This window comes from Vibrio sp. Vb1980, assembly GCF_033338615.1.
In the GTDB taxonomy this organism is placed as follows: Bacteria; Pseudomonadota; Gammaproteobacteria; order Enterobacterales; family Vibrionaceae; genus Vibrio; species Vibrio alginolyticus.
Genome location: NZ_JAWOSZ010000017.1, coordinates 34,509 through 48,524, shown reverse-complemented (window position 1 = coordinate 48,524; position 14,016 = coordinate 34,509). Strand labels below are relative to the sequence as shown.

General features: G+C 45.7%; 11 protein-coding genes. 10 read left to right on the top strand and 1 reads right to left on the bottom strand.

Annotated elements, in window-relative coordinates; genetic code table 11:
• Nucleotides 1-6: 6 nt before the first annotated feature.
• The 7 genes from ispG (at nucleotide 7) to R7F64_RS19990 (ending at nucleotide 7,467) form a co-directional block, all read left to right on the top strand.
• On the top strand, nucleotides 7-1,125 hold the full coding sequence (gene ispG, locus R7F64_RS20020) for a flavodoxin-dependent (E)-4-hydroxy-3-methylbut-2-enyl-diphosphate synthase (protein ID WP_318072038.1): 1,119 nt from the start codon (nucleotides 7-9) through the stop codon (nucleotides 1,123-1,125).
• Nucleotides 1,126-1,151: 26 nt separating this feature from the next.
• On the top strand, nucleotides 1,152-2,420 hold the full coding sequence (hisS, locus tag R7F64_RS20015) for a histidine--tRNA ligase (protein ID WP_005381698.1): 1,269 nt from the start codon (nucleotides 1,152-1,154) through the stop codon (nucleotides 2,418-2,420).
• A gap of 126 nt (nucleotides 2,421-2,546) precedes the next feature.
• Nucleotides 2,547-3,161 (top strand): YfgM family protein, encoded by a 615-nt coding sequence (locus R7F64_RS20010; RefSeq protein WP_005381697.1) that lies wholly within the window; start codon nucleotides 2,547-2,549, stop codon nucleotides 3,159-3,161.
• Nucleotides 3,162-3,173: 12 nt separating this feature from the next.
• Nucleotides 3,174-4,334 (top strand): outer membrane protein assembly factor BamB, encoded by a 1,161-nt coding sequence (bamB, locus tag R7F64_RS20005; RefSeq protein WP_005381696.1) that lies wholly within the window; start codon nucleotides 3,174-3,176, stop codon nucleotides 4,332-4,334.
• Nucleotides 4,335-4,501: 167 nt separating this feature from the next.
• Nucleotides 4,502-5,998 carry a ribosome biogenesis GTPase Der gene (gene der, locus R7F64_RS20000; RefSeq protein ID WP_017820569.1) on the top strand — a complete coding sequence of 499 codons (1,497 nt, stop codon included), beginning with the start codon at nucleotides 4,502-4,504 and terminating at the stop codon, nucleotides 5,996-5,998.
• A gap of 59 nt (nucleotides 5,999-6,057) precedes the next feature.
• Nucleotides 6,058-6,933, top strand: a complete 876-nt coding sequence (locus R7F64_RS19995; RefSeq protein ID WP_213915320.1) for an alanyl-tRNA editing protein — start codon at nucleotides 6,058-6,060, stop codon at nucleotides 6,931-6,933.
• A 309-nt stretch (nucleotides 6,934-7,242) separates the two neighbouring features.
• Nucleotides 7,243-7,467, top strand: coding sequence for a zinc ribbon domain-containing protein (locus R7F64_RS19990; protein ID WP_005381691.1), 225 nt, complete (start codon nucleotides 7,243-7,245; stop codon nucleotides 7,465-7,467).
• Nucleotides 7,468-7,480: 13 nt separating this feature from the next.
• On the opposite strand, the gene xseA is transcribed toward R7F64_RS19990, so the two are convergent.
• Complete coding sequence (gene xseA, locus R7F64_RS19985) at nucleotides 7,481-8,812, bottom strand: exodeoxyribonuclease VII large subunit (protein WP_017633909.1); 1,332 nt, start codon at nucleotides 8,810-8,812, stop codon at nucleotides 7,481-7,483.
• Between the two features lie 231 nt (nucleotides 8,813-9,043).
• On the opposite strand from xseA, the gene guaB reads away from it, so the two are divergent.
• The 3 genes from guaB (at nucleotide 9,044) to R7F64_RS19970 (ending at nucleotide 13,852) form a co-directional block, all read left to right on the top strand.
• Nucleotides 9,044-10,510 (top strand): IMP dehydrogenase, encoded by a 1,467-nt coding sequence (gene guaB / locus R7F64_RS19980; RefSeq protein ID WP_017633908.1) that lies wholly within the window; start codon nucleotides 9,044-9,046, stop codon nucleotides 10,508-10,510.
• 99 nt (nucleotides 10,511-10,609) lie between these two features.
• Entirely contained in the window at nucleotides 10,610-12,163 is a 1,554-nt protein-coding gene (gene guaA, locus R7F64_RS19975) for a glutamine-hydrolyzing GMP synthase (protein WP_005381685.1), read from the top strand.
• Nucleotides 12,164-12,328: 165 nt separating this feature from the next.
• Nucleotides 12,329-13,852 (top strand): Na+/H+ antiporter NhaC family protein, encoded by a 1,524-nt coding sequence (locus R7F64_RS19970; RefSeq protein ID WP_005381684.1) that lies wholly within the window; start codon nucleotides 12,329-12,331, stop codon nucleotides 13,850-13,852.
• Nucleotides 13,853-14,016: the final 164 nt, after the last annotated feature.

Below are 14,016 nucleotides of genomic sequence, written 5' to 3'. Positions count from 1 at the left end.
AAAATTATGCAACACGAATCTCCAATTATTCGTCGTAAATCGACGCGTATTTATGTGGGTGATGTGCCAATTGGTGATGGTGCGCCAATTGCAGTACAGTCAATGACTAACACTCGCACGACTGACGTAGAAGCGACAGTCGCTCAAATCCGAGCACTAGAAAAAGTCGGCGCAGATATCGTTCGAGTTTCTGTACCTACGATAGACGCAGCAGAAGCTTTCAAACTGATTAAACAGCAAGTTTCTGTACCATTAGTGGCTGATATTCATTTCGACTATCGTATCGCGCTGAAAGTGGCGGAGTACGGAGTTGACTGTTTACGTATCAACCCAGGTAACATCGGCAATGAAGAGCGCATTCGCGCTGTTGTTGATTGCGCTCGCGATAAAAATATCCCGATCCGTATTGGTGTCAATGGTGGATCTTTGGAAAAAGATCTACAGATGAAATACGGTGAGCCTACGCCAGAAGCCTTGGTTGAATCGGCGATGCGTCACGTAGATCATCTCGATCGTCTTAACTTTGACCAATTTAAAGTTAGCGTGAAAGCTTCAGACGTTTTTCTTGCGGTGGATTCATATCGTCTGCTGGCGAAGAAAATCGATCAGCCTCTTCATTTAGGTATCACAGAGGCGGGTGGTGCTCGAGCTGGCGCTGTTAAGTCATCTGTTGGCTTAGGTATGCTGTTATCTGAAGGGATAGGCGATACGCTGCGTATCTCTTTGGCTGCCGATCCAGTTGAAGAAATCAAAGTCGGTTTCGACATCCTTAAATCTCTGCGCATTCGCTCTCGAGGCATCAACTTTATTGCGTGCCCAAGCTGCTCACGCCAAGAATTCGATGTGATTGGTACGGTGAATGCACTGGAGCAACGTTTAGAAGACATCATCACGCCAATGGATGTGTCTATCATCGGTTGTGTGGTAAACGGCCCTGGTGAAGCAGAAGTTTCTCACTTAGGTCTAGCAGGTAGTAACAAGAAGAGCGCATTCTACGAAGATGGTAAACGCCAGAAAGAGCGCTTTGATAACGATGACCTTGTGAATAAGCTAGAAGCTAAGATCCGTGCGAAAGCAGCTATGATGAATGGCGAAAACCGCATCGAAGTTAAAGTACAAGATTAATCTCAACGAGAATTACGGTAAGTATTGTGGCAAAAACAATTCAAGCAATTCGAGGCATGAACGATTGCCTCCCAACTCAGTCGCCACTGTGGCAAAAACTAGAAAACACAGTGAAAAATGTAATTAGCGCATACGGTTATAACGAAGTGCGCATGCCAATCGTTGAAGAAACAAACCTATTCAGCCGCGCTGTTGGTGAAGAAACAGACGTCGTTTCAAAAGAAATGTACACCTTTGATGACCGTAACGGCGACAGCCTAACACTTCGCCCTGAAGGTACGGCGGGTTGTGTACGTTCATGTATTCAAAACAGCCTTATCAACCGTGATGAACAGCGTCTGTGGTACATGGGGCCTATGTTCCGCCATGAACGTCCGCAGAAAGGTCGTTACCGTCAATTCCACCAGTGTGGTGTTGAGGTGTTTGGTCTAAATGGTCCAGATGTTGATGCAGAGCTTATCATGATGACGGCGCGTTTATGGCGTGAGCTAGGTATCAATGAACATGTTCGTCTTGAGCTGAACTCTATCGGTTCTCAAGAAGACCGCGCAGACTACCGTACTGCACTGGTTGCATTCCTTGAGCAACATATTGATGTGCTAGATGAAGATTGTAAGCGTCGCATGCACACGAACCCACTGCGTGTTCTGGATACGAAGAACCCAGACGTTCAAGCTATTTTAGGTGATGCGCCTCGCCTTTCAGATTACTTGGGTGAAGAATCTAAAGCACACTTCGCAGGTCTATGTGAACTTTTAGACGCTGCAGGTATCAAATACACAGTTAACGAACGTCTAGTTCGTGGTCTGGATTACTACAATCGCACGGTATTTGAGTGGATCACTGAGAGCCTAGGTGCTCAAGGCACTGTATGTGGCGGTGGTCGTTACGATGGCCTTGTAGAGCAATTAGGTGGTAAACCAACACCAGCGGTTGGCTTTGCAATGGGCCTAGAGCGTCTAGTACTGATGCTAGAAACGTTGGAACTGACAGACGTTCGTCGCAGTGTTGACGTGTACGTAGTCACTGCGGGTGAAGGCACCATGATGGCAGGAATGAAGCTAGCAGAACAGCTTCGCGAGTCTGTTCCAGGCGTTCGTGTGATGAATCACTTCGGTGGCGGTAACTTCAAGAAACAGTTTAAACGCGCAGACAAAGTTGGTGCTGTTGTAGCATTGGTTCTGGGCGAAAACGAAGTTGCGGATAACACTGTAGTACTGAAAGACTTAGCTGGTGGTGAGCAAGAGACTTACAACCAAGCAGAAGTTGCAGAAAAGATCGCAGCACTGATTTAAGTCTTTTAGTAATCTAACAAAATTACATCCTAGTTCGTAAGCTAAGGCTCCCAAATGTGGAGCCTTTAAACGAAATAGGAACAATGGCAGCTAAGCTGCCATTTACATGTTTTAAGAGGACAGGAAGTGGAACTTTACGATACTGAAGAACAACAAGTTGAAGCCATTAAAGACTGGTGGAAGGAAAACGGCAAAGCCGTCATCATCGGTGCGGTTGTTGGTTTAGGTGGTCTATTTGGCTGGCGTTACTACCAGGATTCTGTGATTCAGGCGAGTGAAGCAGCTTCTCAAAGCTACACGACAGCAATGAATGCTTTGCAAGACAAAGGCACTGATGCTCAAGCTGACGTGAAAGCTTTCATTGAGTCAAATGAAGTAAAAGAATATTCAGTATTGGCTGCACTACAACTTGCTAAAGCACAAGTTGAAGCTCAAGACCTTTCTGCTGCATTGGAGCAACTGAAGTGGGCGCAAAGCAACACTCAAGATGCTGCGTTGTTACCATTGATTAGTTACCGCATTGCGCGTATTGAGACGGAAATGGGTAACTTCGACGCTGCAACGGCAGAGCTAAGTAACGTCACTGATACAGCATGGACAGGTCGTATTGCTGAACTTCGTGGCGATATTGCGATTCGCCAAGGTGACAAAGATGCTGCGTACGCTGCGTATACTGAAGCTCAGCAAGCGGCAGATGCAAGCCCGACACTACAAATGAAATTGGACGATCTGGCGAAATAAGGACCGCATTGGATGAAAAGAGTCTTTAAGAAAGCCTTGCTAGGGGCGTTAACAATGGGAGTACTTGCCGGTTGTGCAGGTGAGAAAGACACCATTGTAATGGCGCCACTACCTCAGGTAGACAGTCAGTTTACAACCAGTAGTGAGTGGAGCACGTCGGTTGGCGATGGTGTCGGTCATTACTTTTCAAAACTATCCCCTGTATTTGCGAATGATACATTGTTCGTGGCAAGTCGTGATGGCTTAGTAAAAGCGCTGGATCCTGAGAATGGTAAACAACGTTGGCAAACGGACCTAGAAGAAGATGTCATTGCTCGTCTCTCTGGTGGTATCACAGCGGCATACGGAAACCTTTACATTGGCTCTGAGAATGGTGAAGTCATCTCTCTTGACCAAGAAACAGGTGAAATTGTTTGGCGTGTAAAAGTTGGTGGTGAGGTACTGGCGAAGCCAGTTGCAGATTCAGGCCTTATTATCATCAATACTAGCCGAGGCATGCTGATTGCCCTTAATGAGAGTACAGGTGAGCAACGCTGGGCATTAAGCACAGAAGTGCCGAACTTAACTTTACGTGGCGACAGTACTCCGACTGCAATTGGCGGCGGTGTATTTTGGGGAACGGCAAATGGCCGACTCGCAGCTGCTATCGTTGAGCGTGGTCAGTTGATTTGGCAACAGCCTGTTGGTACGCCAAAAGGCGCGACAGAAATTGATCGTTTGGTTGACGTTGATTCATCGCCAATTGTGCTAGGCGGTACTCTTTTCACCATTGGATACAATGGTCAACTTATCGCCATTGACTTGCGTTCAGCGAACCCGATTTGGAAGCGTAATTACTCATCTGCGACAGACATTTCTACAGATGGTAGTCGCATCTTTGTGATAACGGAAAAAGATCATGTTGTTGCCGTTGATTCACGAAGCGGGACTGAGTTGTGGGAAAACAGCTTGCTTGAGCACCGACAACTTACAGCGCCAGTTATTGTTGGCAATTATCTCGTTGTCGGTGACACGCTTGGTTACCTTCACTGGATGGATCGTTCAACGGGCGAATTTGTTGCGCAGCAGTTTGTCGATGATAGTGGCTTGGCAGTTGGCCCGACGTTATTGTCGGATGGTTATGTGATTACAACTCGCAACGGCGATGTAAAGAAACTAACCATTAACGAATAATATCGTGATATAATTCACATTCGGCTCCTGGCTGGTGACAGCTAGGAGCCGTTTTGTTGTTTGAATTTATTAACCCTGACGTGGTTATAGGTAAAAAGCTGGTTTGATTTGGCATCGAGCAAGTCGTTACCTATAACTACAGAAGAAAGATTATTGTAGAGGTTGTTATGGTACCTGTTGTAGCTCTAGTAGGGCGTCCGAACGTAGGTAAATCTACACTATTTAACCGATTGACTCGCACTCGTGACGCGTTGGTTGCGGACTTTCCAGGCCTAACGCGAGACCGTAAATATGGCCAGGCGAGACTTGGTGAAGAGCACGAATTCATTGTGATTGATACTGGTGGTATCGATGGCACAGAAGAAGGCGTGGAAACAAAGATGGCAGAACAGTCATTAGCCGCGATTGATGAGGCTGATGTTGTATTGTTCCTTGTTGACGGTCGTGCTGGTCTGACACCTTCAGATGAAGCAATTGCTGCGCATCTGCGTAAAATTGAAAAGCCAGCGATGCTGGTAGTAAACAAAATCGATGGTATTGATGCCGATGCGGCGTGTGCTGACTTTTGGCAGCTCGGCGTGGATGATATGTACCAGATTGCGGCCGCTCATGGCCGTGGTGTGACCGCTTTGCTTGAGCGTGCTTTATCTCCATTCTTTGATGATCTACTAACAAGTGAATCTGAAGAAGGTGAGATTGAAGACCTGACTGGATTCGAAGACGAAGAGCCTCTTGTTGAAGATTACACTGAAGAAGACGCAGAAGCAGAGTTCAAACGCCTTCAAGAGCAGCCGATTAAGTTGGCGATCATCGGTCGTCCTAACGTAGGTAAATCGACACTGACTAACCGTATTCTGGGTGAAGAACGTGTGGTTGTATACGATATGCCTGGTACAACGCGCGATTCTATCTACATCCCGATGGAGCGTGATGGACGCGAATACGTACTAATTGATACCGCAGGTGTTCGTCGTCGTGGTCGTATCAATGAAACGGTTGAAAAGTTCTCTGTTGTTAAGACGCTGAAAGCGGTAGAAGATGCAAACGTCGTTCTACTGGTGATTGATGCACGTGAAAATATTTCAGACCAAGACCTAAGCTTGCTTGGTTTTGCACTGAATGCTGGCCGCTCAATTGTCATCGCCGTTAACAAGTGGGATGGTCTAGACAGTGACGTGAAAGAAAGCGTGAAGAAAGAACTGGACCGCCGTCTAGGATTCGTCGACTTCGCGCGTATCCACTTTATCTCTGCGCTGCACGGTACTGGCGTTGGTCACTTGTTTGAATCTATCCAAGAAGCATATAACTCGGCGACAACGCGTGTGGGTACGTCAGTACTGACGCGTATCATGAAGATGGCTGTGGATGATCACCAACCGCCAATGGTTCGTGGTCGTCGTATCAAACTCAAATACGCACACGCAGGTGGTTACAACCCACCGATCGTTGTTATCCACGGTAACATGGTTCGTGAATTGCCAGATTCGTATAAACGTTATCTGATGAACTACTTCCGTAAGTCTCTGGAAATTATGGGAACACCGATTCGCATTAACTTCCACAACAGTGATAACCCATACGAGAACCGTACGAATAAGCTTACGCTATCACAAGAGCGTAAACGTAAGCGTATGATGTCGATGGTGAAAAACCGCAATAAATAATGAAATTCGAATACCCAAGTTTCTACTTGGGTATTTTTTTATCAAAAGTAATCGTAAAAATGACTATCACAGCAACAAAGACTCGTTTTTGTCATCAAACATGGCAATTAGAAGCACAAATACAGCTCGTTCAATATACGGAAGAAGTGACTTACGTTATTACAGATGTCACGCCGTTCCATCCCGTTAGTCACATATGGCCGGATCACCCTGCAGATAAAGGAACGTTGAAGGTGAATGGGTCTGAGCATGACGTAGTAGATTGCCAAGTTGGAGCAGTGGAGCAGGAGAGTGGTGCTTTGTATGTGGGTAGTGACATCCCTGTAAAGCGTGATGCTGAAGGTTGGGTGTTTGTCGTCGTGCATGTTTTATCACGTACGGAATCATTTGCAATTAATGACTTGGTAACATTAGCGGTAGATAAAGACTATCAAAATGCTGTGAGTCGAGGCCACACTGCAGGACATTTAGCGTATTTGGCGTTGAATAAAGTACTATCGGAAGACTATTGGCGAAAAGACGCAGACCGCAAAGACCCACATGGTTATTATGACTTTAATAGCTATGCGCAAGTTACTAGTTATGTCACTCCAGACAAGTGCCTCGATACGTACCGTTTAGGCAAAACACTCCGTAAAAGAGGATTAAACAGTGCAGATATGCTGAATGACCTCCAGGCGATTGCAGAAAAAGTGAATGGCCAACTGGTTGAATGGCTTCAAAGAGATGCGATGATCACCATGGAATGCCACGGCGATAGATTAACGGATTCTCGCTATTGGAAGTGCGATTTAGGGGAAGGTCAATTAGCGGTAATCCCTTGTGGTGGAACGCATGCGAGCCATTTAAATGAGTTTGCTTTTATCCAAGTTAAACTCGTTAAGCTCGACGCTCAAACTATCGAAATGCACACCAATGTAAACACTGCTTTTTGAATAAGATCTTTTTATTAAATTCTGGTTTTTCGTTTAATTAAATCTCTCTAGGGTTTTTTGTTCTGTCTTAAATTGGAATGCAGAATATGTAACTTATGCTTTCGGTGTGTGGTTATATAAATATTCTTTTAAGGGGTGATCGCTGATCAAGGAGTAAATATCAGACGATCAGTATAAGATCCTACGTATCAAGTATGGTTAACGCCTCGTGAAACTTGTTGGGGCGGTGATGAAGATCAACACACTTGTTCGTTATTTTGAGTAGCATGCGTTACTCGAAATTGCTTAGTTTAGAGAGAGGAACGGGATATGCAGCAGAACATTTGCCCGACTTGCAATGTCGAACTGGAATGGACAGGACAATACCATTGTGCACAGTGTGAATCGGATTTTAAAAAGGTAGGTTTTTGCCCTGATTGTGAGGCGGAGCTGGAGAAGCTGCAAGCATGCGGTGCTGCGAGTTACTTTTGTAATGTGTGTAATGAACTCAAATCAAAATCACGTGTCCGATTTGAGTTCCAGAAAGTCAGTTAACCAGAGTTTGTATTCAGTTAACGGTAGAACGAACGTCACCTTCGGCTAACCGGGTAATCAATACATCTCCCGACTTTACATCTGAAGATTGCGTAATTACTTTACCTTGCTCAGTTTGAGTAATTGAGTAACCTCGTTTCAATGTCGCTAGTGGGCTGACGGTGTCCAACTTTTCTGCGGCAATCGCGAGTTGATGGCGCATAGTCAGTAATTTGCGATCCATTGCATCCATGAGCTTTTGCTCAACACGTTCTAGCTTCGACTTCTGCTCGGCAAGGCGTGTTACAGGAGAATTTAATTGCAGCCGATAATGTTGACGCTCGATTCGCTGTTGACGCAAGGCAATAAAACGACTCATCGCTCGCTGTAAGCGCATGTCCAACTCATCTAACTGTTGCGTCTGACGTTGCAAGCGATAGCTTGGGTGCTGTCTCTCTAGACGGTGCACTAATTGAGCAGATTGCTGCTTTTGTTGTGCTAGGTAGTAACGCATCGCGCTCGCTAACTTATGCTGGCGGGTAACTAAAGCTTGATCTTTGTGGCTGTTATCACGGCTTACTAGCTCAGCGGCTGCTGATGGAGTAGGCGCGCGTACGTCGGCGACAAAATCAGCTATTGTCACGTCAACTTCATGTCCAACGGCGCTAATAATAGGAATTTGGCTTGCTGCAATCGTGCGAGCTAATATCTCGTTGTTAAAGCACCATAAGTCTTCTAATGAACCACCACCTCGGCCCACAATTAGTACATCACATTCATCACGGCTGTTAGCGCGACCAATGGCTTGTGCAATTTGAATGGCTGCGTCCTCACCTTGTACCACTGTCGGATAAATCACAACAGGTAGGGAAGGATCACGACGTTTCAATACGTCTAAGATATCGTAAAGCGCGGCACCAGTTTTCGATGTGATGACGCCAACACGTTTAGGGTGCTCAGGCAAAGATTGCTTATTGATTTGCGCGAACAACCCTTCTGCTGCAAGCTTCATTTTCAGCTCTTCAAACTCTTGTTGAAGACGGCCATCACCTTCCGGTTGCATGCTTTCGATGATCAATTGGTAGTCACCGCGAGGCTCATAAAGAGACAGACGAGCTTTTACTAGGACTTGATTACCGTTAGCGGGTTTGAAAGTAACGCGGCGATTGTTACCACGAAACATGGCACATTTAACTTGAGCGCGAGAGTCTTTAAGAGTGAGGTACCAGTGACCAGAGACAGGAGCTGAAAAGTTGGATATCTCTCCGACGAGCCAAACGATCCCCATTTCGTTTTCAAGGAGTAAACGAACTTCTGCGTTGAGACGAGAAACAGTAAAGATGTTTTGATTGGTCTTGGAGAGCACAGCTAATCTCTTAGACGTGAGTATGGAAATTAGCGGCAATATAATACATAGCAAGGGGCTAATTGCAAGAAAAAAATTAAAAAATTTGTGGTCAAGCGATTGCGTTAACCGTATAATCCCTCCGCAATATCTAATCCAAATGTAGCTAGTTGCTAACGCAGGTTACCCTCATTATGCGAAACGATGAGATTGGATTGTTCTTTTTACTCCTCTAATTGTGAGATATTGCAAATGCTAAGAATTGCCAAAGAAGCGCTGACATTCGATGACGTACTACTTGTGCCAGCACACTCCACCGTTCTCCCAAACACAGCTGATCTTCGCACTCAGCTAACTAAGAACATCACCCTAAACATCCCAATGATTTCAGCGTCTATGGACACTGTTACTGAAGCTCGTCTAGCAATTGCGCTAGCGCAAGAGGGTGGCATTGGCTTTATCCACAAGAACATGTCTATTGAGCAGCAGGCAGCCGAAGTTCGTAAAGTTAAGAAGTTCGAAGCTGGTATGGTAACTGACGCGGTTACTGTAAACCCTGACGCGACCATCGCTGATGTTGTTGCACTCACTGAAAAGCATGGTTTTGCAGGTTTCCCTGTTGTCACTGAGAGCAATGAGCTTGTTGGTATTATCACTGGTCGTGACGTTCGTTTTGTGACGGACCTTTCTAAGAAAGTATCTTCAGTAATGACGCCAAAAGAGAAGTTGGCAGCAGTTAAAGAAGGTGCAACACGAGAAGAAGTGCAAGAGAAAATGCACGAAGCTCGTGTAGAGAAAGTATTGGTTGTGAATGATGAGTTCCAACTAACCGGTATGATTACTGCGAAAGACTTCCACAAAGCAGAACGTAAACCAAACGCATGTAAAGATGAGCGTGGTCGCCTACGTGTTGGCGCAGCCGTTGGTGCTGGCGCTGGTAACGAAGAGCGTGTTGCTGCTCTAGTTGAAGCAGGCGTTGACATTCTACTTATCGACTCTTCACACGGACATTCTGAAGGTGTACTAAACCGCATCCGCGAAACTCGCGCTGCTTACCCAGATCTAGACATCATCGGTGGTAACGTAGCAACAGGTGCTGGTGCTAAAGCACTAATCGAAGCTGGCGTAAGCGCAGTGAAAGTGGGTATCGGCCCTGGTTCTATCTGTACAACTCGTATTGTAACGGGTGTGGGAGTTCCACAAATCACTGCAATCGCAGATGCGGCAGAAGTGGCTAATGATTATGGTATTCCGGTTATTGCTGACGGTGGTATCCGTTTCTCAGGTGATATCTGTAAAGCAATCGTAGCTGGCGCATCATGTGTGATGGTTGGTTCTATGTTTGCAGGTACTGAAGAAGCGCCGGGTGAAGTGATTCTATACAACGGCCGTTCTTACAAGTCTTACCGTGGCATGGGTTCTCTTGGTGCTATGTCTCAAGGTTCTTCTGACCGTTACTTCCAGTCTGACAACGCAGCGGACAAGCTAGTACCAGAAGGTATCGAAGGTCGTATCGCATACAAAGGCCGTCTAAAAGAGATCGTACACCAACAAATGGGTGGTCTACGTTCAAGCATGGGTCTAACTGGTTCTGCAACTATCGAAGATATGCGTACGAAAGCTGAATTTGTACGTATCTCTGGTGCAGGTATGCAAGAGTCTCATGTACACGATGTTCAAATTACTAAGGAAGCGCCGAACTACCGTCTAGGGAACTAATTACCTAACGGAAACGTTTGCTTTTTCCTTGAAGCATTAAGAAGAGGCGAGTACACTCGCCTCGGTTTTAATCACTTAGCCTTAAAAAGACTGCTCAAAATGACTAAAAATATCCATGACCAACGTATTCTGATCTTGGACTTCGGTTCTCAGTACACTCAATTAGTAGCACGCCGCGTACGTGAAATCGGCGTTTACTGTGAACTATGGAGCTGGGATGTAGAAGAAGCGGATATTCGCGAATTCAACCCAGATGGCATTATCCTATCTGGCGGTCCAGAAAGCGTAACGGAAGAGAACTCTCCACGCGCGCCTCAATATGTGTTTGATTCCGGTGTTCCTTTGCTTGGCGTATGTTACGGCATGCAAACCATGGCGGAACAGTTAGGAGGCAAAGTAGCGGGCTCTAACGAACGTGAGTTTGGCTACGCTCAGGTTAAAGTTTCTGGTGAATGTGCTCTATTTAAAGACCTTGAAGCAACTCAAGACGTTTGGATGAGCCATGGCGACAAAGTAGTAGAGATCCCAGCCGATTTCGTAAAAGTTGGTGAGACAGACACTTGTCCTTACGCTGCGATGGCGAACGAAGAGAAGAAATACTACGGTGTTCAGTTCCACCCAGAAGTGACACACACAAAAGGTGGCCTACAAATGCTTGAGAACTTTGTTCTTGGCGTATGTGGCTGTGAGCGTCTATGGACTTCGGAATCTATCATCGAAGACGCGGTTGCTCGCATTAAAGAGCAAGTGGGTGACGACGAAGTTATCCTAGGTCTATCTGGTGGTGTTGATTCATCGGTAGTTGCGATGCTGGTTCACCGCGCAATCGGCGACAAGCTAACGTGTGTATTTGTTGATAACGGTCTACTTCGTCTAAACGAAGGTCAACAAGTAATGGATATGTTCGGCGACCAATTTGGTTTGAACATCATCAAGGTTGACGCTGAAGAACGCTTCCTAAAAGCACTTGAAGGCAAGTCTGACCCAGAAGAGAAGCGTAAGACTATCGGTCACGTATTCGTAGATGTATTCGATGAAGAGTCTAAGAAGCTGAAAAACGCGAAATGGCTAGCTCAAGGTACGATTTATCCTGATGTAATCGAGTCAGCTGCATCTAAGACTGGTAAAGCGCACGTGATCAAATCGCACCACAACGTGGGCGGTCTTCCAGATGACATGGAAATGGGTCTTGTTGAGCCACTACGTGAGTTGTTCAAAGATGAAGTTCGTAAGATTGGTCTAGAATTAGGCCTGCCTTACAACATGCTTTACCGCCACCCATTCCCGGGTCCTGGTCTAGGTGTTCGTGTTCTTGGTGAAATCAAGAAAGAGTACTGTGATTTGCTACGTCGTGCTGATGCTATCTTTATTGAAGAGCTTCACGCAGCTGATCTATACAACAAAGTATCTCAAGCGTTCACGGTATTCCTACCAGTACGTTCTGTTGGTGTAATGGGCGATGGCCGTAAGTACGATTGGGTTGTGTCTCTACGTGCGGTAGAAACCATCGACTTTATGACGGCACACTGGGCGCACCTACCATATGACTTCCTAGGTAAGGTATCTAACCGTATTATCAACGAAGTTGATGGCATTTCTCGTGTTGTTTACGACATTTCAGGTAAGCCACCAGCGACTATCGAGTGGGAATAATTTTCCTCTAGACAGTTGAGTTTATAAGAACCAGCCTTCGGGCTGGTTTTTTTGTACTTCAAGTTTGTGAAGAGGTGGCTCAACTTTTTTGTGAGAGATATATACATGCGGTTAAATTAAATATATATTCATTTTAATTGTTTGATTATCATAAATGGTATTGCTATGGAACAGGCTGACGTTACCTCTCTCATTCCCATCCTTATTACTCTTTTCCTCGCGCTGACCACAAGAAATGTCGTTGTTGGTTTATTCGCCGGTGTGGTGAGTGGTGTCGCTATGCTCGAAGGGACATTTGTCGAAAAAGGGCCACTAGACTCGTTTAGTGCATTGATGAAAAGCTATCTACTGCCGCAATTAACTGACAGCTACAATGCGGGCGTCATTTTGCTCTTGGTCTTTATTGGTGGCTTTGTTGCCTTGATGGAGAAATCTGGCGGTGGTGTGGCGTTTGCTAAAAAGGTTACTCAATGGGTTGCGAGTAAATGCCAAGCTCAACTGTCCGCATGGTTCGGTGGTGTGGTTATTTTCTTCTCAGACCTTGGTACACCACTGATTGTTGGCCCTGTTTTTCGCCCTTTATTTGATAAGTTAAAAGTATCACGCCAAAAATTAGCTTTTATTATCGACTCTACTTCCTCTCCCGTCGCAATCTTGATCCCTTTTATCGGATGGGGCGTTTACATCATGGGATTGATTCAAAAAGAGTTTACTGCCCTGAATGTCAGTATGAGTGATTGGGATGCTTTCATTGGCGCGATCCCGTATCAGTTTTACGCCTTTCTTGCGATCGCGATTGTGCCGATTGTCTCTTTCTTCAAATTAGATTTCGGACCGATGGCGAAGGCTGAGCAGTTAGCAGAACAGGGCTCCGACTTTGGGAAAGTACAGGAGTCTATGAATGTGTTTACGCATAAAAATGCAAAATCCAGTTTTGTATGGGCGCCTTTGCTCGTTATGCTGGTGGTTCTATGTACCATCCTCGTGCCACACGGTTTTCCATTTCAAAAAGTGGCAGGATCAACGTTTAGGGCTGCACTTTCTTCTGCATATTTCTTCGCGGCCTTCACTTTAATTGCGCTGATGGCGTTTTATGGCGTAAGAAAGCTTTCGGATGGTATTCAGGTTTATCTGAAAGGGATGTCAAACATGATGTCAGTGGCGGTGATTCTGGTATTGGCTTGGGCGCTTAGCTCGGTTGGGAAAGAATTAGGTGCAGCTGCATACATTGCTGAACAAGCTCAAGCCGGTTTCCCTTACTGGTTATTGCCAGCGGTTGCGTTTTTACTGGCCGGTATTATCTCGTTCGCTACGGGATCATCTTGGGGGACGTTTGCCATCATGATGCCATTAGTGATCCCAACTGCCGTCGCGATTGATGCACCACTGTTGGTTTGTATTGGTGCGGTATTATCTGGTGGCTTGTTTGGCGATCACTGTTCTCCCATCTCTGAAACTACGATTTTGTCGTCGACAGGAGCGGGGTGTGAACAGTATGAGCACTTCCGTACACAGTTGCCTTACGCATTACTCAATGGAATGATCGCATTGGGGTGTTTTCTTTTAGCTGGAATCAACGCCTCACCAGTGATTGTGCTTGCCGCAATTATTTCTCAGTGTGTGGTTTATTTTGTGCTGTCTAAACAAAAGTCAACCGCGAAGCTAGAGGTGGTTTCGGCAGAACAATAAAGAGAGAAACATCACAAAGCGGAGGCTCACAGGGTCTCCGCTTTTCTTTTGAGTCAAGGTAACATTTTTCTTGTGACAAAATGTGTGTGAGGACCTATTTATTCATTTTGTCTCGCAGAATCAACGTACTTGGCTCGGTGTTTCGTATATATGAGCCACTATAT

Excerpts from the sequence above, each read along its gene's own strand:
- R7F64_RS19990 (WP_005381691.1), top strand. The coding sequence starts at position 7,243 with ATGCAGCAGAACATTTGCCCGACTTGCAATGTCGAACTGGAATGGACA.
- bamB (WP_005381696.1), top strand. The coding sequence starts at position 3,174 with ATGAAAAGAGTCTTTAAGAAAGCCTTGCTAGGGGCGTTAACAATGGGA.
- R7F64_RS19970 (WP_005381684.1), top strand. The coding sequence starts at position 12,329 with ATGGAACAGGCTGACGTTACCTCTCTCATTCCCATCCTTATTACTCTT.
- ispG (WP_318072038.1), top strand. The coding sequence starts at position 7 with ATGCAACACGAATCTCCAATTATTCGTCGTAAATCGACGCGTATTTAT.
- guaA (WP_005381685.1), top strand. The coding sequence starts at position 10,610 with ATGACTAAAAATATCCATGACCAACGTATTCTGATCTTGGACTTCGGT.
- R7F64_RS19995 (WP_213915320.1), top strand. The coding sequence starts at position 6,058 with ATGACTATCACAGCAACAAAGACTCGTTTTTGTCATCAAACATGGCAA.
- guaB (WP_017633908.1), top strand. The coding sequence starts at position 9,044 with ATGCTAAGAATTGCCAAAGAAGCGCTGACATTCGATGACGTACTACTT.
- der (WP_017820569.1), top strand. The coding sequence starts at position 4,502 with ATGGTACCTGTTGTAGCTCTAGTAGGGCGTCCGAACGTAGGTAAATCT.